Raw genomic sequence first — 22,300 nt, forward strand, 5'->3', positions numbered from 1 at the left:
CCGGGCGTGACGAACGGAGGCTTGCGATCTGACCATTGTGGTCGGATCGCCGGGGTGAACGAAGAATGGCGTCACTAAAAGACATGCGGGTCCGCATCGCCTCGACCAAGGCGACGCAGAAGATCACCAAGGCTATGCAGATGGTCGCAGCCTCGAAGCTGCGCCGCGCGCAGAACGCCGCCGAAGCGGCGCGGCCCTATGCCACCAAGATGGATGCGGTGATTTCCAACATCGCCGCGGCGGCCAACGGTACGCCCGGCGCGCCGGCGCTGCTTGCCGGCACCGGCAACGATCAGGTGCACCTGCTTCTGGTCTGCACCGGCGAACGCGGCCTGTCCGGCGCGTTCAACTCTGCCATCGTGCGCCTGGCGCGCGAGCGGGCGAGCGCGCTGCTCGCGCAGGGCAAGGAAGTCAAATTCTTCTGCGTTGGCCGCAAGGGTTACGAGCAGCTGCGCCGGACCTTCGAGAAGCGCATCGTCGAGCACCTCGACCTGCGTTCGGTGCGCCAGATCGGCTTCGCCAATGCCGAGGACATCGCCAACAAGGTGCTGGCTCGGTTCGAGGCCGGCGAGTTCGATGTCTGCACATTGTTCTACTCGCGCTTCCAGTCGGTGATCGCGCAGATCCCGACCGCGCAGCAGATCATCCCGCTGGAGGTGGCTGAGCCCGCGGCCAATGCGGCGCCCTCCACGTCCTACGAATACGAGCCTGAAGAGGACCAGATCCTCGGCAGCCTGTTGCCGCGCAACCTCGCGGTGCAGATTTTCCGCGCGCTGCTCGAGAACAACGCCTCGTTCTATGGCGCGCAGATGAGCGCGATGGACAGTGCGACCCGCAATGCCGGCGAGATGATTCGCAAGCAAACCCTGATTTACAACAGAACCCGTCAGGCCCAGATCACGAAGGAGCTGATCGAGATCATCTCCGGCGCTGAGGCGGTCTAAGGCAGATTTCGAAGGAGAACAGTCCATGGCTACAGCAGCCAACCAGATCGGTCGCGTTACCCAGGTCACGGGCGCCGTGGTCGACGTGCAGTTCGAAGGCCACCTTCCGGCGATTCTGAACGCACTCGAGACCAAGAACGGCGGCAACCGCCTGGTGCTCGAAGTCGCGCAGCATCTCGGCGAATCGACCGTCCGCACCATCGCGATGGACATCACCGAGGGCCTCGTGCGCGGCCAGGAAGTGACCGACACCGGCGAACCGATCCGGGTGCCGGTCGGCGAAGGCACGCTCGGCCGCATCATCAACGTCATCGGCGAGCCGATCGATGAAGCCGGCCCGATCAAGTCCGACGGCCTGCGCGCCATCCATCAGGAAGCGCCGACCTATACCGACCAGTCGACCGAAGCCGAAATTCTCGTCACCGGCATCAAGGTCGTCGACCTTCTTGCTCCGTATGCGAAGGGCGGCAAGATCGGCCTGTTCGGCGGCGCCGGCGTCGGCAAGACCGTGCTGATTCAGGAGCTCATCAACAACGTCGCGAAGGCGCACGGTGGTTACTCGGTGTTCGCCGGCGTCGGCGAGCGCACCCGCGAAGGCAATGACCTCTATCACGAGTTCATCGAATCGAAGGTCAACGCCGATCCGCACAATCCGGATCCGAGCGTGAAGTCGAAGTGCGCGCTGGTGTTCGGCCAGATGAACGAGCCGCCGGGCGCCCGCGCCCGCGTCGGTCTGACCGGTCTCACCGTTGCCGAGCACTTCCGCGACCAGGGCCAGGACGTGCTGTTCTTCGTCGACAACATCTTCCGCTTCACCCAGGCGGGCTCGGAAGTGTCGGCGCTCCTCGGCCGTATTCCTTCGGCGGTGGGTTATCAGCCGACGCTCGCGACCGACATGGGCGCGCTGCAGGAGCGCATCACCACCACCCAGAAGGGCTCGATCACCTCGGTGCAGGCGATCTACGTGCCGGCCGACGACTTGACCGACCCGGCGCCCGCCACCTCGTTCGCGCACTTGGACGCCACCACGGTGCTGTCGCGCGCGATCTCGGAAAAGGGCATCTATCCGGCGGTGGATCCGCTCGACTCGACCTCGCGCATGCTGTCGGCGCTCGTCGTCGGTGACGAGCACTACAACACCGCGCGCATGGTCCAGCAGATCCTGCAACGCTACAAGTCGCTGCAGGACATCATCGCCATTCTCGGCATGGACGAATTGTCGGAAGAGGACAAGCTGACGGTCGCCCGCGCCCGCAAGGTCGAGCGCTTCCTGTCGCAGCCGTTCCACGTCGCCGAAGTCTTCACCGGCTCGCCGGGCAAGTTCGTCGACCTCGCCGACACCATCAAGGGCTTCCGCGATCTCTGCCAGGGCAAGTACGACCATCTGCCGGAAGCGGCGTTCTACATGGTCGGCACCATCGAAGAAGCCGTCGAGAAGGGCAAGAAGCTGGCGGCCGAAGCCGCCTAAGCTTTGGGATGTCGTCATCGCCGGACCTGATCCGGCGATCCATCGCACGTGAAGTATTTTGACTGATGGACCCGCGGGTCGAGCCCGCGGGTGACAGCGCAAAGAACGGAAAGACCATGGCCACCTTCCACTTCGATCTCGTCTCTCCCGAAAAGCTCGCCTTCTCCGGCGAGGTCGATCAGGTTGACGTCCCCGGTGTGGAGGGTGATTTCGGTGTGCTCGCCGGACACGCTCCGGTCATCGCCACGGTTCGTCCGGGCATCCTGACGATCACGACCGCCGGCAAGCGCGAGAAGGTGATCGTGCTCGGCGGCCTTGCCGAGGTGTCGGACAAGGGCCTCACCGTGCTCGCCGACGTCGCGACCGCGCTTGCGGACATCGATCGCGCGAAATTCGCCGAGACGATCAACGAGATGCAGGAGAAGCTCGCCGAGAAGGAGGGCTCCGAGCTCGACCACGCGATCGAGCGGCTCGACCACTTCAAGAGCATCCAGCAAGAGCTCAACACGACGGCTATGCACTAAGGCGCGGTTGCCGACCGGCGATCGCGCCGCCATGTCGAGTGAGCCGACCCCTTAGTGGAATAGCTCACACTTTTTCTATCATCGCCTGAGAAGGCTTGAATAATTCAACGCTCGCCACGCCCTGGCGAGCGTTCAATGCTTGTTGCGCGCGGGATCGTCTGGCGGCATTCTCCCCGGCATATCTGGGTTCGGGGGCTGGTACTCATGAAGCGCAAGGTCGCAGCGATCCTCGCGGCCGATATCGCAAGTCAGAGCCGATTGGTTGCCGACGATGAGGAAGAGACGCTGCGGCGGCTCGCTTCTTCTCGACAAGTCCGCTTCTTCGCGGTCGGCCCGAACGAACGACCTGCAAATATGTGAAGCAGCTTGCAGCAGGGATCGTGCACAAATGACAAGCTGCAGCGCGATTACGATTTGGCCCGACCGCATCGCGATTTCATTCCTGACATAACGGACAAGCTGCCGTGCTGACCTTCACCACCGATGCTCTCCGCCCGCAGGACCGTTTCGAGCACTGGTGCGAGGTGCGCGGCAAGAGCCTGTTCGGGGTCACGATCGAGCTCGAGCGCGACAAGAGAGCCGATTTCCGCGGACACTTCTCGGCGACGCCCGTGGGCAGTGCCGTGCTGGCGCAAATGTCGGCTTCCTCCTACCGCGTCAGCCGGACCGCATCCGACATCGCGCGCGTTCCGAGCAACAGTCTGCATCTCGCCTGGCAGGTGCGCGGTCCCGGCCACATGAATATCGGTCGCGATCGCGTCCAGTTCGTGCGCAACGGCGACCTGGTGTTCGGCCATTCCAATCTTCCGTTTGCCTCGACACCCGAACGGACCGACGGCTTTGACTTCTTCAGCCTCAAGATCCCGGTCACCGACGAGCTCGTGCTCGGCGCGCGGATCGAGGATGCGCCGCCGGTCGCGCTGGCGCGTGATGCGAGCCTGACCCGGCTTGTCGGCGCCATGTTCCGCTCGATGACGCGAGATCTCGCGCAAGCCGGGCAGTTCGCCGACGACGTTGCGCATATGGTGCGCCTGGCGCTGCTCGCGCGCGGACGCGTGCGGCCACGCCAGGACGAAATCCGTGCCGCGCTGCATGCGGGCTACCTTCATGCCGCCCGCGAAATTCTGTTCCGCGACCTGCATCGCGCCTCGCTCACGCCGGCCGCGGTTGCCGCCGAGCTCGGCATCTCACTGCGGCAATTGCATGCGCTGTTCGAGCCGACCGGCCTGTCATTTGCGCGGACGCTGACGGCGGCAAGGTTGAAGGCGGCGAGGCGCGCGCTCTACGCCATACGGGAGCGCAGCATCGACGAGATCGCGTTCTCGTGCGGCTTCGACAGCATCGCGACCTTCTATCGCGTCTTCCGTTCGACCTACGGCATGACACCGGGCGACGCGCGGCGCATACCGCCGCAGGATCAGCCGGCGAATTCCGCGAACCGGGTCGCCACCGCGCGATAGACGTCGCGGCGGAACGGCACCACGAGATCGGCGACGCGGTCGAGGCGCTCCCAGCGCCATTGATTGAATTCGGCGGGCTGGCCGTTGCGCGGCGTCAATGGATCGATCTCCTCGTCGCGTCCGGTGAAGCGCAGCGCAAACCATTTCTGCCGCTGGCCGCGGAACTTGGCGAGCCGGTGCGATGCCGGCCCGTCATAGGCGGGGAATTCGTAGGTCATCCAGTCGGTCTCGCCGAGATAGTCGGCGTTGACCGCCCCGGTCTCCTCCCACAATTCGCGCATCACGGCCTGGCGCGGATCCTCGCCGGCGTCGATGCCGCCCTGCGGCATCTGCCATTCGAGGCCGGGCAGCACGATCTCCGGACCGTCGTCCTTGATCCGGTGGCCGATCAGCACGCGTCCGTCGGCGTTGAACAGCGCGATGCCCACATTGGGGCGATAGGGCTTATCTGATGACATCTCGGTGGGTACGTCGCGCGTTGACCCGGTCGGCTACTTGGCCGCCAGACCGGCGAATTCCTTCACGACGCGCTCATAGACCGGACGCTTGAACGGCACAATCAGCTCCGGCAGATTCTTCATCGGTTCCCAGCGCCAGGTGATGAACTCGGCCTTGTGGCCGCCGCCCGGATTGGCGACGTTGATCTCGTTCTCATTGCCGGTGAAGCGCAACGCGAACCATTTTTGCCGCTGTCCGCGATAGCGGCCCTTCCAGGCGCGGCCGGCGACGGTGCGCGGGATATCATAGATCAGCCAGTCCGAGACCTCGCCGAGCTTCTCCACGGACTTGATGCTGGTCTCCTCATAGAGCTCGCGTCGCGCCGCCTGAAACGTATCCTCGCCGGGATCGACGCCGCCTTGCGGCATCTGCCAGACATGCGCGTCGTCGACATGCTCGATGCCGCCCGCGCGGCGTCCGATGAAGACCAGCCCCGCTGTATTCAGCAGCATGATGCCGACGCAGGTTCGATAGGGCAGGTCTTCATAACGTGCCATGCTGCCGCTACCTCGCACATTTTCTGGAGCCGCCCGACCCGGCCCCCCGGCAAGGTCTCGAGCTGCACCAACGGATTGAATCTTTAGCCCGATTTTGATTTCAGCATCGCCGTTGTCAATGGCACAAGCATAATGCCCTTGGAGTCCAGTGTCTTGAGCCAGGCGCCGAGCCGCTCGATCGAGACCGGCAACGCCGAGGCGACGCCCACCGCCACGCCGCGTTCCTTGGCGATCGTTTCCAGCTTGACCAGCGCGCGGTCGATTTCCGCCGACGTCGGCACTGCGTCGATGGCGAAATCGGCCTTGGCGAACGGCAATGCCTGCCCCGCTGAGAGGGTCTGCGCGACGCTACGCGGGGTGGAACCGTCGTCGAAATAGCTCAGGCCGCGCTTTGCCGCTTCGCGGACGATGGGCTGCATCACGGGATCGGCCGCAACGAACCGGCCTCCCATGAAATTGGCGATCCCGGCATAGCCCTGCAGGCGGCTGAGGTGCCAATAGAAGCGGTCAAGGTTCTGCTCGCTGCTCAGCGTGGTCAGCAGGGTTTGCGGCCCGGGATCATTGTCGGGATAGTCGAACGGCTCCATCGGGATCTGCAGCAGGATCTCGTGACGCTGGGTCCGGGCACGTTCCGCAAGCTTGCCCGGATCGGAGCCATAGGGCGTGAAGGCCAGCGTCACCGCCGGCGGCAGCTTCATGATGGCGTCGGTGGTCTTGGCGGCGCCGACGCCGAGGCCGGCGACCACAATGGCGACCACGGGCATCCGGGCGGCCTTGGCGCGGTCAGCCTCGGCCGCGTAGACCGTGAACGGCTTCAGGCCGTCGGCGACCACCGGGATCATGCCGTAGCGTGACTTTTCCAGCAGGCGCGGATCGATGCCAGTCATCGCGAGTGGCGGCGTATCGCCATCGGCCTTGTCGGCCGGATCGCCGGCGCCGATCACCACGTCCTGGCGCTTGCCGCTGGAGCCGTCGATGATGGTGACGGTTCTCGCGTCACTGGCTGCGGCCGGGGTCTTGGCGGCGGATTTGGCCGCCGGTTCGGCCGCCGCCTGGGCGGCTGGAGCGTGCTTGTCGTTAGCGGCGGCGGGCGGAGGATTGCGGAGCGTGACACGGGCGATCGGCTCGCCCCCGAGCGGGTTGTCGTTGAACAGCGCGATGCCGACAAAGCCGACCAGCACGAGCCCGAGCAGCACGGCGAGCGCCTGCATCGCCGTGAATGGCAGGCGAAACCGGCGCGTCCTGCCCACGGTCGTCTGCCCAAGCGGCGTGCTCAGTTCGTCGGCCGCTTCTGCCATGACCCTCCCCGAATCAACAGCGCGAACGATAGCACGATGCGGTGCAATCCCGCGCGCCGGCCTGCCCGGCAAAGCACGGTTACGGGTGGACACCGAAAGCAGAAAGGGCGGCCCGCGGGCCGCCCTGTTCGCCGAATCGATCGGATTAAATCAGTTCGCGGCCTTGTTGCCCGGCTTGTCGACCGCGGCCTTGTCGCGCGCGGCCTCCGGCGCCGCTGGTGCGCTTGAGGTCGACTTGATGCCGTGCAGCAGGTCGTCGGCCATCTTCAGCGCCTTGTCGTCCTTGGCGTCCGGCGGGACGTAGGACTGCGAGCCGGTCTTCTCGTCGCCGTCGTTCTTGAGATGGCCGCGCAGCGAAGCTTCGCCCTTGGTGTCGGTGCGCGCCTTCAGCTCTTCCGGCACGTCCTGCAGCACCTCGATGTCGGGCACGATGCCCTTGGCCTGGATCGACTTGCCCGACGGCGTGTAGTAGCGCGCGGTGGTCAGGCGCAGCGCGCCATTGCCCGAGCCGAGCGGGATGATGGTCTGCACCGAGCCCTTGCCGAACGAACGGGTGCCGACCAGCGTCGCCCGCTTGTGGTCCTGCAGCGCGCCGGCGACGATTTCGGAGGCCGATGCCGAGCCGCCGTTGATCAGCACGATCACCGGCTTGCCCTTGGTCAGGTCGCCCGGATGGGCGGCGCGGCGCTGGGTTTCCTCGGCGTTGCGGCCGCGGGTCGAGACGATCTCGCCACGCTCCAGGAAGGAGTCGGACACCGTGACCGCTTCTTCGAGCAGGCCGCCGGGGTTGTTGCGGAGATCGATGACGTAGCCCTTCAGCTTGTCGCCGATCTGGCCCTGCAGATTGGTGATCTCCTTCTTCAGGCCTTCGGTGGTCTGCTCGTTGAAGGTGGTGATGCGGATATAGGCGATGTCATCGGCCTCGACGCGCGCACGCACCGAGCGGACGCGGATGTTGTCGCGCACCAGCGTGACGTCGATCGGATTGTCCTGGCCCTTGCGGATGATCTTGAGCTTGATCTTGGTGTTGACCGGACCGCGCATCTTCTCGACGGCTTGGTTCAAGGTCAGGCCCTGCACCGCCTCGTCGTCGAGGGTCGTGATGATGTCGTTGGCCATGATGCCGGCCTTCGAGGCCGGGGTGTCGTCGATCGGCGAGACGACCTTGATCAGGCCGTCTTCCATCGTGACCTCGATGCCGAGGCCGCCGAACTCGCCGCGGGTCTGCACCTGCATGTCGCGGAAGCTCTTGGCGTCCATGTAGCTCGAGTGCGGGTCGAGGCCGGTCAGCATGCCGGAGATCGCGGATTCGACCAGCTTGCTGTCATCGGGCTTCTCGACATAGTCGCTGCGCACCCGCTCGAACACGTCGCCGAACAGATTGAGCTGGCGATAGGTGTCCGACGTCGCGGCGCGCGCGCTCGATCCCATCAGCACAGCGCGGGGCTGCGTAACGAAAAGCGTCAGGGCCGCGCCGGTGGCGGCGCTAAGGAGAATTACCGAAGTCTTGCGCATCATCCGCGAACCTTTTCGCCTTCATTTGCGGCCCACCATGGACCTGGATCGATTGGAGTGCCGTCTTTCCGGAACTCGACATAGAGCACTGGCTGGCTCGCATTTGTCGCGAGAATGGATGCAACTTGGGACGTCGACCCCATGGTCGCAACCGGCTCCCCCGTAAGTACAAACTGGCCGATGTTTACCGAAATACGCTCCATCCCGGCGATCAGGACATGATACCCGCCCCCGGCATTGAGGATCAAGAGTTGTCCATAGCTACGGAAAGGACCAGCGTAAACAACCCAGCCGTCACACGGGGTTGTGACCTGCGCGCCCGGCTTGGCTGCCAAAGAAATGCCTTTTTGTACGCCCCCCGCGCCGTCGGAACCGCCAAATTCGCGAATCTTGGTACCGTTCACGGGATAGGAGAACAGGCCCTTGGCCGAGGCGAAAGCGACCGCCGGGCTCATGCGGGCCGGGTCCTTGAGCGCCCCCAGATTCGGCTTGCCGTTAACCGTCGCCGGCGCTCCCTGGAGGCTGGCGGTGGCGGCGGCCTTGGCCGCGCTCTTGAGATCCTGCTCCATCTTGGCGATCAGGGTCTGCAGATTGTCGGCCTGCTTCGACAGCGCGATGGCACGGGCGCCTTCGGCCTCCATGTCCTTTTCGGCCGCGCTCTGCTGCCGTTGCCGTTCGTCGACCAGCGCCGCCAGCCGGGTCTGGTCTTCCTTCAGCTTGTCGCGGTCGGCCGCCAGCGCATCGCGTTCGGTCGAGATGGTCTTGCGCAGCGCCACCAGCTCGCCGAGATCGGCCGCAAGCTTCTCGGCGCGGACGCGCAACTCCGGCACCACGGCGCCGAGCAGCATTGCGGTGCGCAGCGATTGCAGCGCGTCCTCGGGCCGCACCAGCAGCGCCGGCGGCGTGCGTCGCCCGGCGCGCTGCAGCGCGGCCAGCACCTCGATCACCTCGGAGCGGCGTGAATCGAGCGAGGCGCGGATTTCGCGCTCACGGCCGTCGAGCGGCTGCAGGCGTGCCTCGGCGTCAGCGATCCGCGTCTCGACGCCGCGGACCTGGCCGGCAATATCGATCAGCTGCTGATTGAGCTTGCTGCGGTCCTGGCCGATCGCGGCGATGTCGGCCTTCAGCTTCTCCTGCAGCTCGGTCGCCTTGCGCTGCTGCTCGCGCGCGGCCTCGAGTTCCTGTTCGCGCTGCTTGATCGCATCGGGCGATGGCTCCGCGGTTGCGGCCTGCTGCGCCGGCGGCGCGGATTGCTGCGCTGGTGGTGTCGCTTGCGCGTGCGCCGCGGCCAGCGGATAGGCGGCGAACATCGCGATCGACAGCGGCAGCAATGCCGGCAGCCGGCGGCGGCGCGCGGTGCCGGCATGCGAAGCCGAATACGAAGCTGTGTCCCGCTTGTGCTGCATTCGCGTGAGTTCAGTGGTTTCGACTGTCCGTCACCACGCCTTACGCGCGATGATAGGGGTGGCCGGCCAAAATGGTTGCGGCGCGATAAATCTGTTCCAGAAGCATGACGCGGACCATTTGATGCGGCCAGGTCGCGGAGCCGAATGCAATTCGCAACAAAGCCTTGCGCTGCAATTCAGGCGAAAGTCCGTCTGCGCCGCCGATCACGAAAACAGTATGTGCTGTTCCCTCGTCGCGCCAGCGGCCGAGCTGCCGGGCAAAGGTCGCACTGTCGATGCTCTTGCCGCGTTCGTCGAGGGCGACCAGCGCGTGCTTCTCAGGCAGCAATGCGGAGATCGCCGCAGCCTCCTCGGCAATGCGCGCGGCGGTGTCGCGCGCGCGGCTTTCCGCGATCTCGTGGATGTCGAGGCCGCGAAACCCGAGCTTGCGGCCGATATCCTCGAAGCGCTCGCGGTAACGCTCGGCGAGCTCCCGTTCAGGGCCCTGTTTCAGACGGCCGATGCAGATCACGACAAGGCGCATCAACGCAGACTAGCTGCGCTGCAGCCGATTCGCATCGGCTTCGAACCCCCTTAGACCGCCGCGACCGCCGGGTTCTGAGTCCACAACCGCTCGAGGTTGTAGAACTCGCGCACCTCAGGCCTGAACACGTGCACGATCACCTCGCCGGAATCGATCAGCACCCAGTCGCAATTGGGCAAGCCCTCGACATGGATGTTCTTGACCCCGTTCTCCTTGAGGCTCTTCGTCACATTTTCCGCGATCGCGCCAACGTGCCGGTTAACCCGGCCGGTGGTGACGATCATGTAGTCGGAATATGCGGATTTGCCCCGAAGGTCGATGGTGACCGTCTCTTCCGCCTTCATGTCCTCGAGGCGGGAGAGGATCAGGCTCAGCGTCTTGTTGGCATCCGGTTTGTCGGCGTCCGGTTGCGCCTGCAAGGCCGCGGTTTTGGTCGATGTTTTACGCGCAGTCTTTGGAACCTTGGGTAAAACAGACTTTGACAATACAGATGTGGCCAGGGACCATTCCTTTCACTGTATCGCGGGTGCCGAATCCTCGGCCCCACGCGCCATACTACGCATGTGGGGTTAATGGTTTCAATATTCCAGTAACCCTTTTGCGCTTCATGCCGTTCTCCAGCTCCCGTCCGGGTTCCGAAGTCCGGTCGAAGACAAATTGGATTTCATTCCTGTCAGGAACACCCAGGCCGGCGCCTGCTGGTCGGCCAGCCGTGTCGCCTGATTTTCGGGCATGCGATAGCGCGCGAGCGCCTGCGCCGCCGGTGCGGCAAGGGCGCGGAAACTTTGGGGCGGACGGTCGATCACGGCAATCGGCACATCGGACGCAATGCGCCGCCAATCTTTCCAGCGATGAAATTGCGCGAGATTGTCAGCGCCCATGATCCAGACGAAGTGCACGCCGGAGACACGGCGGCGCAAGTGGATGATCGTGTCCACAGTGTAGCTGACGCCAATGACAGCTTCGAGACAGCTGATGTCGATGCGCGGATCGTCGGCAACGCGGCGCGCGGCCTCGGCGCGCTCGGCGAGCGCGTGCAGGCCATCATGGTTCTTCAGCGGATTGCCCGGCGTCAGCAGCCACCACACGCGGTCGAGCTGCAGGCGCTTGAGCGCGAACAGGCTGATGGCGCGATGCGCGGCGTGCGGTGGATTGAACGAGCCGCCAAGCAGCCCGATGCGCATGCCGTTGGTATAGAACGGAAGCGCTTGGGCTGCGGATAACGACACGCTCGATGCTTGCTGCAATGGCTTACCGTGCGCGTGCGACAATGATCACGGCCGCGTTTGCCCGGTGCCGTGGACGCGGTACTTGAAGCTCGTCAGCTGCTCGGCGCCGACAGGCCCGCGGGCGTGGAATTTGCCGGTAGCAATTCCGATCTCCGCGCCGAAGCCGAACTCGCCGCCGTCGGCGAACTGGGTCGAGGCGTTGTGCAGCACGATCGCCGAATCGACCTCGTTAAGAAATCTTTGCGCGGCAGCGGCATCCTCCGTCACGATCGCATCGGTGTGATGCGAGCCGTGATTTTGAATATGCGCAATCGCTTCATCGAGACCGTCGACGATCCTCGCCGAGATGATCGCGTCCTCGTATTCGGTGTCCCAGTCCTCGTCGGATGCGGGCTTCACCCTGGCATCGACGCCCTGCACGGCGTCGTCGCCGCGCACCTCGCAACCGGCATCGATCAACAGCTCGACCAGCGGTTTCAGCTGCGTCGCGGCAGCGTTGCGATCGACCAGCAGGGTCTCGACGGCGCCGCAGACGCCGGGACGGCGCATCTTGGCGTTCAGCACGACCGCCTTGGCCATATCGAGCCTGGCGCTGGCGTCGACGTAAATGTGGTTGACGCCCTCGAGATGCGCGAACACCGGAACGCGTGCCTCCGCCTCGATACGTGCGACCAGGCTCTTGCCGCCGCGCGGCACGATCACATCGATGCCGCCGTTCAATCCCGTCAGCATCAGGCCGACGGCCGCGCGGTCACGGGTCGGCACCAGGGTAATCGCGGCCTCGGGCAGGCCGGCCTCACGCAGGCCCTGCACCAGGCAGGCATGGATCGCGCGGCAGGAGCGGAAACTGTCCGAGCCGCCGCGCAGGATCACGGCGTTGCCGGACTTCAGGCACAGCACACCGGCGTCGGCGGTGACATTGGGCCGGCTCTCGAAGATCACGCCGATGACGCCGAGCGGCACGCGGACGCGTTCGATGGTCATGCCGTTCGGCCGCTGCCAGCTTTCGGTGACGGCGCCGACCGGATCGATGATCTCGCGCACGGTCGCAACGCCATCGGCCATGCCGGCAACGCGCGCCTGGGTCAGCGTCAGGCGGTCGACGAAGGCGAAGGTCATGCCGCTCGCGCGCGCCTCGGCGACATCCTCGGCATTGGCGGCGAGGATGGCCGGCGCGTCGGCGCGGATCGCGCGCTCGATCGCGGCGAGCGCCCGGTCCTTCTGCTCCGGCGGCGCCAGCGCCAGCACGCGCGCCGCGGCGCGCGCCTTGGCGGCGAGGTCGGTCATCAGGGCAGTAAGATCGGCGTTGCCGTCGATCGCCTTCAGGGGGGCGCTCATGAAACTACCAGCTTTGGACTAAGGCCATGTTCTAGCATGGCAATTGAAGGGTGGCGAGGCGCGGAACCGGCATGGCAGGTGGGCGGCAGGCCGCCCCGCTCGGCCAATGGCCTATCCAGTGGCTTATTTGGGCGGGATCGCCCCGGCTGGACCGATCACGAGGTCGTCGCGATGGATCATCTCGGACCGGCCGCTGATGCCCAGAATGGTCATCACGTCGGGCGAGGAGCGGCCCATGATCTTCTCGGCGTTCTCGGCGTCGTATGCGACCAGGCCGCGGCCGATCTCGTGGGTGTCGGGGCCGCGCACCACCACGGCATCGCCGCGGGCGAACTGGCCGTCGACCCGGATCACGCCAGCCGGCAACAGGCTCTTGCCGGCGCGCAGCGCCGCCACCGCGCCGGCATCGATGGTCAAGGTGCCCTTTGGCTCGAGTGAGCCCGCGATCCAGCGTTTGCGCGCGGTGACGGGATTGGCGGGGGTCAGGAACCAGGTGCAGCGGCCGCCGTCGGCGATCGCAGCAAGCGGATGCTCGATCTTGCCCGATGCGATCAGCATGTGGGTGCCGGCCGTGGTCGCTATCTTCGCGGCTTCGATCTTGGTGGTCATGCCGCCGCGCGACAATTCGGACCCGGCCGAGCCGGCCATCCCCTCGATCTCCGAGGTGATGCTTTCGACCACCGGGATCAGCCTGGCGTCGGGATCGAGCGCGGGCGGCGCGGTGTAGAGGCCGTCGATATCGGACAGCAGGATCAAAAGATCCGCGCTCGCCATGGTGGCGACGCGGGCGGCGAGGCGATCATTGTCGCCGTAGCGGATCTCGGTGGTTGCGACCGTGTCGTTCTCGTTGATCACGGGCACCGCGCCCCATTCCAGCAGCTTGGCGATCGTCGAGCGCGCGTTGAGATAGCGGCGGCGCTCCTCGGTGTCCTGCAGCGTCACCAGAATCTGCCCGGCGCCGATGCCGTGATGGCCGAGCACCTCCGACCAGATTCGCGCCAGCGCGATCTGGCCGACCGCTGCGGCAGCCTGGCTCTCCTCGAGCTTCAGCGGGCCGCGCGGCAGCTTCAGGCGGCTGCGGCCGAGCGCGATCGAGCCCGACGACACCACCATGACCTCGCAGCCTCGTTTGTGGAGCTTTGCGATGTCCTCGACCAGCGCGGCGAGCCAGGACGCGCGCACTTCGCCGGCCTGCGAGTCGACCAGCAGCGATGAGCCGACCTTGACGACGATGCGGCGAAAGTTCTTGAGCGCGGGGCGTTTCATGGATTCGGTCTGGCAGGAAGGTGGAAGCAATAGACGCCACAATGTGGCTTGGGAAGTCCAGGCGTTGCGCGGCTTGTGCCGTTCAACCCTGCGGCACCGGCGTCGCCCACGGCTCCGCCTGACCCTTGGCCTTGTTGGACACCGGCGCTTCGCCGATCACGTCGACCAGCGCGCGCAGCGCATCCTGCACGCCTTCGCCGGTCGCGCCTGACAGCAACAGCGGCGTCTTCTTCGCCGCCCGCTTGAGGCGGTCCTTCTGCTTCTTCAGTTCGTCGGGCGCGACGGCGTCGATCTTGTTGAGCGCGACGATCTCGATCTTGTCGGCGAGATGGCCCTCATAGGCTTCGAGTTCGGTGCGCACCGTCTTGTAGGCCTTGCCGGCATGCTCGCAGGTCGCGTCGACCAGATGCAGCAGCACGCGGCAGCGCTCGACGTGACCGAGGAAGCGGTCGCCGAGCCCGGCGCCTTCATGCGCGCCCTCGATCAGGCCGGGGATGTCGGCGAGCACGAATTCGCGGCCGCCGAAATTCACCACGCCAAGCTGCGGATGCAGCGTGGTGAAGGGATAGTCGGCAATCTTCGGCCGTGCCGCGCTGACCACCGACAGGAAGGTCGATTTGCCGGCATTGGGCAGGCCGACCAGCCCGGCGTCGGCGATGAGCTTCAGCCGCAGCCAGATCCAGCGCTCTTCGCCGGGCGCGCCGGGATTGGCGTTGCGCGGCGCGCGGTTGGTGGAGGATTTGAAATGCGCGTTGCCGAAGCCGCCATTGCCGCCTTCAGCCAGCACGAATTTCTCGCCGAGTTCGGTGAAGTCGTGCAGCAGGGTCTCGCGGTCCTCGTCGAACACCTGGGTGCCGACCGGCACCTTCAGCACGATCGGCTTGCCGTTGGCGCCATGGCGGTCCTTGCCCATGCCATTGGTGCCCTTCTGTGCCTTGAAGTGCTGCTGGTAGCGGTAATCGATCAGCGTGTTCAGTCCGTCGACGGACTCGATGATGACGTCACCGCCGCGACCGCCATTGCCGCCGGAGGGACCGCCGAACTCGATGAACTTCTCGCGCCGGAACGCGACGCAGCCGTTGCCGCCGTCGCCCGAGCGAATATAGACCTTGGCTTCATCGAGGAATTTCATGATTTTCACTAGTTAGGGCAGGGTGGCCGCGGCGGCAACCCGGAAAGGCCCTGACTTCAGCGAAAAGCCTTAATTTTCGGGCCTTTTTACGGCCCTTGCGGCTAACTCGGCCGCCGCCGGACCAGGAATTTCTGCATCCCCTCCAGCACCAGCTCGCGGCGCTGGTTGTGCACGGTCGAGCGCAGCGTCACGACGCCGGTGGTCTTGCCCGGTGACAGCTCGATCACCTCCAGCGCAGGGTAGATGGTATCGCCGGCATAGACCGGCTTCAGGAACTTGCTCGATTGCTCGAGGAAGCCGATCAGCGACTCCTCCACGACATAGGGGAACAATCCCGCGCCGGGCGCGGTGTGCACCAGGGTCTGGAAGCCGTGCGCGAGCAAATCAGGCATGCCGCGCGTGCGGCAATATTCGACGTCGTAATGGATCGGATGGGTGTCGCCGCTGGCGGTCTGGAACGCAGCGAAAACAGCTGAGGTCTGGGTCCGGCTCGGAATCACGAAGCGCTCGCCGAGCACGAAATCCTCGAACCAGCGCTGCGCGGGGACCATGCGATGCTGGGTGGGGTCGAATTCGCTCATGCGGCGTTTCCTGCTCTTTTTGTTGCCGGGATGAGCTACCGGTATCGCAGCGGCGCAGGTGCGGCAATCCGTTCAATTCGTCACGGCCGGGCTTGTCCCGGGCATCCACGTCTTTAAAACCGGACGACTCGGGAACAAAAGCGCAAGTCTGCTCATGAGCCTGTTCGCAAAGCTGTCCTCCTACGACGACCGATCGGCGCGGCTCGCCGGCATCGGGTTGATGCTGCTGTCGATCTTCATGTTCTCGTTCGGCGATGCGATGGGCAAATTCATCGTCGCGACCTATTCGGTCGGGCAATTGCTGTGGCTGCGCGCCTGCGCGGCGCTGCTCGTGCTGCTGCCGATCGTGTGGCAGCGGCGCGCGGATTTTCTGCATCTGGAACGCCCGTGGCTGCAATTGCTGCGCGTCACGCTGTCGACGGTGGAGGTTGCGGCGTTCTTCCTGGCGACGGTCTATCTGCCGCTCGCCGACGTCATCACCTACTACCTCGCCGGACCGATCTTCGTCACCGCGATGTCCGGCCTCGTGCTCGGCGAGCATATCGGCTGGCGGCGCTGGACCGCGATCCTGGTCGGCTTCTGCGGGGTGTTGATCGCGCTTCGGCCGTCGGCGCAGACCATCAGCTGGCCGGCAATGATCGCGCTCGGCGGCAGCCTGTCGTTCGCGGTGCTGATGCTGATCACGCGCTCGCTGCGCGCGACCCCCGATATCGTGCTGGCGACGTCGCAATTCGGCGGCACCTTCATCCTGGGCCTCGTGCTCTCGCCGTTCGGCTGGGTGACGCCGTCAGCCGGCAGCCTCGTGCTGTTCTTCACCGCCGGCATCATCTCGGTCGCGGCGCTGCTCTGCGTCAATCGTTCGCTGAAGCTCGCGCCGGCGAGCGTGGTGGTGCCGTACCAGTATTCGATGATCGTCTGGGCGGTGATCTTCGGCTTCGTGGTGTTCGGCGACGTGCCGTCCTGGGCCACCATCATCGGTGCCGCTGTTATCATCGCGGCCGGCCTCTACATCTTCGTCCGCGAGCAACAGCTTGGACGCCCGGACTCCGCGATCAATCCGCCGGCGTGATGTTTACCCTCCCCTGGAGGGGGAGGGTCGACGCGAATGCAATGAGCGGCGGGGTGGGGTGAAGGTCTCTCCTCATCCAACGGTGCCCGAGTGGATAGATCACCCCACCCCGCTGCGCTTCATGCGCAACGACCCTCCCCCTCCAGGGGAGGGTGAAGCCAAAAGCCTCAGCTCTCCCGCCGGGTCGAGTTGTTCCAGCTCTTCAGCGACGTCCAGACGCCGCGCGACAGGCGGAAGCAGTCGACCGGGCTCGAGGAGCCCAGCGCCTCGAAGCGGTGCAGCTCGACGCCGCCCCACTGGAAGCCGCACTTCTCGAGAATGTTGCGCGACGACGGATTGACGACGCGGGCGCCCGAGATCAGCTGGTCGAGATCGAACTCCTCGAAGAAGTAATCGATCACCGCGCGCGCAGCCTCGGTGCCGAAGCCCTGGCCCCAATAGTCGACGCCGAGCCAGTAGCCGAGTTCGGCCGATGTCTCCTCGCGCCAGTCGATGCCGACCATGCCGATCGGCGTGTGATTGTTCTCGATCAGGAAAACGGTTTCGCGCCCGCCGGCGCCGAGCGCGCGCACGAAGTCGATGGCGTCGTCCTGGGTATAGGGATGCGGCAGGCGGCGGGTGTTCTCCGCGATGCGGCGGTCATTGGCGAGGCGTGCGATTGCTTTTACGTCCGCGAGCGTCGGCTTGCGCAATGTCAGCCGTTCTGTCTCGAGGACGCAAGCTCTTGCCTCGCGCAAGGTCGGCGTCGGGATGTCCTGCAACATGTCGAGCTCCTGTGATGCGAAAAAATCGGTACGCAACGCTTGGAACGTCACGCGCGGTCGAAGTGGAACGCGCGCAACAAAAAGGGGAGGCCGGTCATCCCGCCTCCCCTTGGAGCCCTTTGCGACTCCGCCGGTTCAACAGGACCCGGCGGACTCATGTGTGTCCACCGTCTACTCGGCCGCCTCTGCCATCGGAATAACCGATACGAATGTGCGGCCGTTGGCTTTGGCACGGAACTCGACATGACCCTCGACCTTGGCGAAGAGAGTATGATCGGTGCCCATGCCGACATTAAGGCCAGGATGCCAGGTGGTGCCGCGCTGACGCGCGATGATGTTTCCGGGGATCACGCGCTCGCCACCGAACGCCTTGATGCCAAGGCGCTTGCCCTTGGAATCACGCCCGTTGCGCGATGAACCGCCTGCTTTTTTGTGAGCCATGGCTCGTCTCCGACTTCGCTTTGATCTCTAGATCAATTCCTTGACGGAATCATTTCACGTTTTGTCACGCTTCACATCTGAAAGCGCGACGATCACTTCTTCTTAAGCCTTGGCCGCGGCCTTCTTGGCCGGAGCCTTCTTGGCGGCCGGCGCCTTTGCGGGCGCCTTCTTCTTGGCCGCCTTTGGCGCTGCATCCTCGCCATCGGCGGGCGCTGCGACCTTTTCCTTCTTCGGCCGCGGGCCGACGGTCGGCTTGGCGTTATCGGCGAGGATCTCGGTGATGCGAAGCACCGTGAGTTCGTCGCGATAGCCGCGCTTGCGGCGTGAATTCTTGCGGCGACGCTTCTTGAACGCGATCACCTTGGCGCCGCGCTTGTGCTGCAGCACTTCGGCTGCAACGGACGCGCCTGCGACGGTGGGCGTTCCCAGCACCGGCGTGTCACCGCCGAGCACCAGAACTTCGCCAAGCTGCACGATCGTGCCGACATCGCCGGCGATCTTGCCTATCTCGAGTACATCATTCGGAACGACACGGTATTGCCGGCCGCCGGTTTTGATGACTGCGAACATCGTTTGATTCCTTCGTGTTCGATCCCGGCCTCGGACGATTCGCCCGGGTCGGCTTTTTGTTCAGTCGCTATGGGTTGCGTGTCTCGTGCGAAGGGAATGAATTCCCAAATGGTCCGCACAAAAACGATCGGCGCGAGAAATCCCCGCGCCGGATGGGGGGACTTATAGCCGCAAACGACCGAGAGTCAAGGTAAAGCAGGGCAAAAACCGGCCAAAAATGAAGGGTTTGGCATGGTTTTGGCCGAGATTGGCGGCTCAAGCCTGCGCCTGGGCCGCGATCCTCGCGTGGCGTCGGATGGTCTGGGGCGGCTGGCCCAGCACCCGCAAGAACGCCCGCCGCATCCGTTCGCGGTCGGCAAAGCCGGTCTCTACGGCAATTTCGTCCATCGAATGGCGGCCGTCACCGATCAATTCGCGCGCCGCCTCGACCCTAAGGTGCTCGATCGCCTTGGCCGGTGACTGGCCGGTCTCTGAACGGAAGGCGCGGCTGAACTGGCGCGGGCTGAGCCGTGCGACGGCGGCCAACTCCTCGACCGAGAGCTCGTTGCGCAGATGCGCCTTGGCGTACTTGAGCGCGTTCTGGATACGATCGGATTTCGGGTCGAGCTCGAGCAGCGCCGAAAACTGCGACTGTCCGCCGGTGCGGCGGTGATAGACGACGAGCTTGCGTGCCACCGAACGGGCGACCTCGACGCCGAGGTCATGCTCGACCATCGCCAGCGCCAGATCGATCGTCGCGGTCATGCCGGCCGAGGTCCAGATCGGCCCGTCGACGATGTAGATGCGGTCCTGCTCGACTTTCAGCTTGGGAAAGCGCGCCTGCAGCTCGGCGGCGTATTGCCAATGCGTGGAGACGCGCCGGCCGTCGAGCAGGCCGGCTTCGGCGAGCGAGAAGGCGCCGACGCAGGGCGCGGCGATGCGCTGTGACGCCGTCAGGGCGCGGCGAACATAGTCGGTCAGCTTCGGTGACGCTGGATGCAGCTCGGTGCCCGCGCCGACGAACAGCGTGTCGAAGCTGCGCGCGCTGAACGCTTCGGTCTCGACATTGAAGCCCGCGGATGACCGCACCGGGCCGCCATTCTCGGACAGCAGTGTGACCCGGTAGAAATTTTCACCCGCCACCAGATTGGCGATCTCGAAGGCGGTGATGGCGGTGAAGCCCATCACCTGGAAGCCCGGGAAGACGACGAAGCCGATCTCCTGCATGGAACCCTCCAGCCACGATACATGTCCTAAAAAGGTGTATATATGACATTTGAGCCATGCAAGGGGGCTTGTAAAACTTGAGCCGCGGCCAAAACCGGCCGCCCAGGTCAAACAGGAGACCAACATGACCAAGTCAGCCAAAGGAACGGCGCTCGTTACCGGTGCGTCGTCCGGAATCGGTGCCATCTACGCGGACCGGCTCGCACGGCGTGGCTACGATCTGATCCTCGTCGCACGCAACCGCGAGCGCCTCGATGGGCTTGCCAAGCGTCTGTCGGCGGAGACAGGCCGATCGATCGAGATCGTTGCCGCCGACCTCGGCAAGCGCGGCGACGTGTCACGGATCGAATCCATTCTGCGCAGCAATACCGGCATCAGCGTGCTGGTGAACAATGCGGGCGTCGGTGCGACCGCGCCGCTGCTCGCGTCCGATGTCGACAAGATGAGCGACTTGATCGCGCTCAATGTCGACGCGCTGATGCGCCTGACCTATGCGGCGGTGCCGGGATTCGTCGCGCGCGGCGGCGGCACCATCGTCAACATCGCCTCGGTGGTCGGCGTCGCGCCGGAGATGCTCAACGGCGTCTACGGCGGCAGCAAGGCTTTCGTCCTCGCCTTGACGCAATCGTTGCAGCACGAGCTCAAGGACAAGAACATCCGGGTCCAGGCGGTGTTGCCGGGCGCCACCGCGACCGAATTCTGGGGCGTGGCCGGTACGCCGGTCGAGCATCTGCCCGGCGAGATCGTGATGAAGGCCGAGGACATGGTCGACGCCGCGCTCGCCGGTCTCGACCAGGGCGAAGTCATCACCGTGCCGTCGCTGCCGGAGGCTGCCGATTGGCAGGCCTATGAGGCGGCCCGCCAGAAGCTGATGCCGAACCTGTCGCGCAGCACGCCTGCGGTCCGCTATGGGGTGAAGGCCGCCTGACGCCCTTGCGAAAATTGCGTCCCGCGCAGGCCGAGTGCCCGAACGCGGGACGCAACCATTTGAGTTCCCGACCGTTACAGCATGATCCGGAAAAGTGTGAAGCGGTTTTCCGAAAAGATCATGCTCAAGAAATAGTTCTGGGACCCTCAAGCGGGCAGGCACGGGCAAATGGCCGAAGACACTGGATTGACCACCGGCATCGCGCACCACGGTGCCGCGCGGTTGCCGTCTGTCGACATCGACAGCTTCAACATCGAGCTGAAGGACGACGAGGGCTTTCTCGGCGATCGCGCCTCGAAGGGCGCGTTCCGCAAGATCCTTGACCGTTGGCGCAAGCCGCTGCGCAAATCGGACGAGGATCCGTTCGGCGACGAGCCGTCGGACAAGATCAGCAAGAAGAAGCTCGATGAGCTGCTGGTCGGCGACGACACCGAGGCCTCGGCGGTCGTGCACAGCGCCATCGAGGAGTTTGCGCAGGAGCTCGCCCATGTGACGCGGCGCTTCCTCAACACCAAGGCCTGGGCCAAGACCGAGCGCATCGTGGTCGGCGGCGGCTTCCGCGACTCCAGGCTCGGCGAGCTCGCCATCGCACGCACCGAGATCATCCTGAAGTCGGAGGATTTCAAGGTCGATTTGCTGCCGATCCGCTTTCACCCCGACGATGCCGGCCTGATCGGCACGCTGCATCTGGCGCCATCGTGGATTTTCGAGGCCCATGACGGCGTCCTCGCCGTCGACATCGGCGGCACCAATATCCGCTGCGGCGTGGTCGAGTCGCGCTGGAAGAAGGCGCCCGATCTCTCCAAGGCGGCGGTCTGGAAATCGGAGCTGTGGCGCCACGCCGATGACGAGCCGACGCGCGAGGGCGCGGTGAAGCGGCTGGTGAAGATGCTGAAGGAGTTGATTGCCGCCGCCGAGAAGGAGAATCTCAAGCTCGCGCCGTTCATCGGCATCGCCTGTCCCGGCGTCATCAATGAGGACGGATCGATCGAAAAAGGTGCGCAGAACCTGCCCGGCAATTGGGAGAGCAGCAAGTTCAACTTGCCGGCGAGTCTGGTCGAGGCGATCCCGCAGATCGGCGATCATGACACCGCGATCGTGATGCATAATGACGGCGTGGTGCAGGGGCTGGCCGAGGTCCCGTTCATGCAGGACGTCGCGCGCTGGGGCGTGCTGACGATCGGAACCGGGCTTGGCAATGCCCGCTACACCAATCGCAAGCGGGAGAACGGCAAGGACGAGAAGAAGGCCGAGAAGAAAGACACGGACGACGAGAGCGAAAAGAACGAGAAAAAGGCCAAAAAAGCCAGGAAGGCCGATGCCTGAGCCGCGCGGGCTGCAGCGTTCGTGCGCGCTCCATCCGGGCTACGGTCTGCCTTCTCCTTCCCCCTGAAAGGGGGAAGGTCGGGATGGGGGTCGGCCGCAGGCGATGCTGTTTGCGGAGAGAGCAGATCCCCACCGGCTTTGCTCTGGCGAGCAAAGCGACCTCCCCTTTTCAAGGGGAGGTAAGCATGCGTAGCCCGGATGCAGCCAACGGGTCGCGCGAATGCGCGCCCGATGACAGGCTCCGCGAAATCCGGGGCACCTCCATCCGCAGATCCAGCGGCCGCGGATTACGCACGGTAAGGTTGATCGGTTAGGTT

Annotated in this window: 24 protein-coding genes; 8 read left to right on the forward strand and 16 right to left on the reverse strand. The window is 64.9% G+C overall.

Annotated features, from left to right (window positions below):
* The first annotated feature begins 65 nt into the window (after positions 1-65).
* The 5 genes from ACVWZM_RS19375 to ACVWZM_RS19395 all read left to right on the forward strand — a co-directional run bounded on the left by ACVWZM_RS19375 (position 66) and on the right by ACVWZM_RS19395 (position 4,396).
* Positions 66-944 (forward strand): F0F1 ATP synthase subunit gamma, encoded by an 879-nt coding sequence (locus ACVWZM_RS19375; RefSeq protein WP_456854280.1) that lies wholly within the window; start codon positions 66-68, stop codon positions 942-944.
* Between the two features lie 25 nt (positions 945-969).
* Positions 970-2,412 carry a F0F1 ATP synthase subunit beta gene (gene atpD / locus ACVWZM_RS19380; RefSeq protein ID WP_016843821.1) on the forward strand — a complete coding sequence of 481 codons (1,443 nt, stop codon included), beginning with the start codon at positions 970-972 and terminating at the stop codon, positions 2,410-2,412.
* A 116-nt stretch (positions 2,413-2,528) separates the two neighbouring features.
* On the forward strand, positions 2,529-2,936 hold the full coding sequence (locus tag ACVWZM_RS19385) for a F0F1 ATP synthase subunit epsilon (RefSeq protein WP_028336321.1): 408 nt from the start codon (positions 2,529-2,531) through the stop codon (positions 2,934-2,936).
* 135 nt (positions 2,937-3,071) lie between these two features.
* The gene (locus ACVWZM_RS19390; RefSeq protein ID WP_253641114.1) at positions 3,072-3,296 is read left to right on the forward strand and encodes a hypothetical protein; all 225 of its coding nucleotides are present in this window, start codon (positions 3,072-3,074) and stop codon (positions 3,294-3,296) included.
* A gap of 104 nt (positions 3,297-3,400) precedes the next feature.
* Positions 3,401-4,396: a helix-turn-helix domain-containing protein gene (locus tag ACVWZM_RS19395; RefSeq protein WP_316398403.1), complete on the forward strand. Its 996-nt coding sequence runs from the start codon at positions 3,401-3,403 to the stop codon at positions 4,394-4,396.
* Here ACVWZM_RS19395 and ACVWZM_RS19400 read toward each other — a convergent pair.
* From ACVWZM_RS19400 to ACVWZM_RS19455, 12 genes are all read right to left on the reverse strand, one after another.
* Positions 4,354-4,854 carry an RNA pyrophosphohydrolase gene (locus ACVWZM_RS19400; protein WP_092087086.1) on the reverse strand — a complete coding sequence of 167 codons (501 nt, stop codon included), beginning with the start codon at positions 4,852-4,854 and terminating at the stop codon, positions 4,354-4,356. The genes ACVWZM_RS19395 and ACVWZM_RS19400 overlap by 43 nt on opposite strands.
* 33 nt (positions 4,855-4,887) lie before the next feature.
* Positions 4,888-5,391, reverse strand: a complete 504-nt coding sequence (locus ACVWZM_RS19405; protein WP_076864732.1) for an RNA pyrophosphohydrolase — start codon at positions 5,389-5,391, stop codon at positions 4,888-4,890.
* Between the two features lie 83 nt (positions 5,392-5,474).
* Entirely contained in the window at positions 5,475-6,689 is a 1,215-nt protein-coding gene (locus ACVWZM_RS19410) for a divergent polysaccharide deacetylase family protein (RefSeq protein WP_456854283.1), read from the reverse strand.
* A gap of 150 nt (positions 6,690-6,839) precedes the next feature.
* Positions 6,840-8,207, reverse strand: coding sequence for a S41 family peptidase (locus ACVWZM_RS19415; RefSeq protein ID WP_057020912.1), 1,368 nt, complete (start codon positions 8,205-8,207; stop codon positions 6,840-6,842).
* Positions 8,204-9,610 (reverse strand): murein hydrolase activator EnvC family protein, encoded by a 1,407-nt coding sequence (locus ACVWZM_RS19420; protein ID WP_456854285.1) that lies wholly within the window; start codon positions 9,608-9,610, stop codon positions 8,204-8,206. Before ACVWZM_RS19420 ends, ACVWZM_RS19415 begins: the two co-directional genes overlap by 4 nt.
* Before the next feature lie 40 nt (positions 9,611-9,650).
* Positions 9,651-10,133, reverse strand: a complete 483-nt coding sequence (gene rlmH / locus ACVWZM_RS19425; protein WP_076834612.1) for a 23S rRNA (pseudouridine(1915)-N(3))-methyltransferase RlmH — start codon at positions 10,131-10,133, stop codon at positions 9,651-9,653.
* 50 nt (positions 10,134-10,183) lie between these two features.
* Positions 10,184-10,552, reverse strand: coding sequence for a ribosome silencing factor (rsfS, locus tag ACVWZM_RS19430; RefSeq protein WP_016847840.1), 369 nt, complete (start codon positions 10,550-10,552; stop codon positions 10,184-10,186).
* Positions 10,553-10,738: 186 nt separating this feature from the next.
* The gene (locus tag ACVWZM_RS19435; protein ID WP_080583350.1) at positions 10,739-11,362 is read right to left on the reverse strand and encodes a nicotinate-nucleotide adenylyltransferase; all 624 of its coding nucleotides are present in this window, start codon (positions 11,360-11,362) and stop codon (positions 10,739-10,741) included.
* Positions 11,363-11,407: 45 nt separating this feature from the next.
* Positions 11,408-12,700 (reverse strand): glutamate-5-semialdehyde dehydrogenase, encoded by a 1,293-nt coding sequence (locus tag ACVWZM_RS19440; RefSeq protein WP_456854287.1) that lies wholly within the window; start codon positions 12,698-12,700, stop codon positions 11,408-11,410.
* 123 nt (positions 12,701-12,823) lie between these two features.
* Entirely contained in the window at positions 12,824-13,966 is a 1,143-nt protein-coding gene (gene proB, locus ACVWZM_RS19445) for a glutamate 5-kinase (protein WP_057020908.1), read from the reverse strand.
* An 82-nt stretch (positions 13,967-14,048) separates the two neighbouring features.
* On the reverse strand, positions 14,049-15,098 hold the full coding sequence (gene obgE, locus ACVWZM_RS19450) for a GTPase ObgE (RefSeq protein WP_038384668.1): 1,050 nt from the start codon (positions 15,096-15,098) through the stop codon (positions 14,049-14,051).
* Positions 15,099-15,199: 101 nt separating this feature from the next.
* Positions 15,200-15,679: a MaoC family dehydratase gene (locus tag ACVWZM_RS19455; RefSeq protein WP_057020907.1), complete on the reverse strand. Its 480-nt coding sequence runs from the start codon at positions 15,677-15,679 to the stop codon at positions 15,200-15,202.
* A 154-nt stretch (positions 15,680-15,833) separates the two neighbouring features.
* Here ACVWZM_RS19455 and ACVWZM_RS19460 point away from each other — a divergent pair, with 154 nt between their 5' ends.
* Entirely contained in the window at positions 15,834-16,748 is a 915-nt protein-coding gene (locus ACVWZM_RS19460; protein ID WP_057020906.1) for a DMT family transporter, read from the forward strand.
* A 167-nt stretch (positions 16,749-16,915) separates the two neighbouring features.
* On the opposite strand, the gene ACVWZM_RS19465 is transcribed toward ACVWZM_RS19460, so the two are convergent.
* The 4 genes from ACVWZM_RS19465 to ACVWZM_RS19480 all read right to left on the reverse strand — a co-directional run bounded on the left by ACVWZM_RS19465 (position 16,916) and on the right by ACVWZM_RS19480 (position 19,729).
* Positions 16,916-17,512 carry a GNAT family N-acetyltransferase gene (locus ACVWZM_RS19465; RefSeq protein WP_057020905.1) on the reverse strand — a complete coding sequence of 199 codons (597 nt, stop codon included), beginning with the start codon at positions 17,510-17,512 and terminating at the stop codon, positions 16,916-16,918.
* Between the two features lie 171 nt (positions 17,513-17,683).
* Positions 17,684-17,953 (reverse strand): 50S ribosomal protein L27, encoded by a 270-nt coding sequence (gene rpmA / locus ACVWZM_RS19470; protein WP_016847848.1) that lies wholly within the window; start codon positions 17,951-17,953, stop codon positions 17,684-17,686.
* A gap of 102 nt (positions 17,954-18,055) precedes the next feature.
* Positions 18,056-18,523 carry a 50S ribosomal protein L21 gene (rplU, locus tag ACVWZM_RS19475; RefSeq protein ID WP_016847849.1) on the reverse strand — a complete coding sequence of 156 codons (468 nt, stop codon included), beginning with the start codon at positions 18,521-18,523 and terminating at the stop codon, positions 18,056-18,058.
* Positions 18,524-18,778: 255 nt separating this feature from the next.
* Positions 18,779-19,729: a GlxA family transcriptional regulator gene (locus ACVWZM_RS19480; protein ID WP_456854291.1), complete on the reverse strand. Its 951-nt coding sequence runs from the start codon at positions 19,727-19,729 to the stop codon at positions 18,779-18,781.
* A 124-nt stretch (positions 19,730-19,853) separates the two neighbouring features.
* Between ACVWZM_RS19480 and ACVWZM_RS19485 the strand changes: the two genes are divergently transcribed.
* Together ACVWZM_RS19485 and ACVWZM_RS19490 are read left to right on the forward strand one after the other, a co-directional pair.
* Positions 19,854-20,657, forward strand: a complete 804-nt coding sequence (locus ACVWZM_RS19485) for an SDR family NAD(P)-dependent oxidoreductase (protein WP_253588526.1) — start codon at positions 19,854-19,856, stop codon at positions 20,655-20,657.
* Between the two features lie 168 nt (positions 20,658-20,825).
* Positions 20,826-21,983: an ROK family protein gene (locus ACVWZM_RS19490; RefSeq protein ID WP_456854293.1), complete on the forward strand. Its 1,158-nt coding sequence runs from the start codon at positions 20,826-20,828 to the stop codon at positions 21,981-21,983.
* The last annotated feature ends 317 nt before the right edge of the window (positions 21,984-22,300 follow it).

The sequence above is a fragment of the Bradyrhizobium sp. USDA 4501 genome, assembly GCF_054062115.1.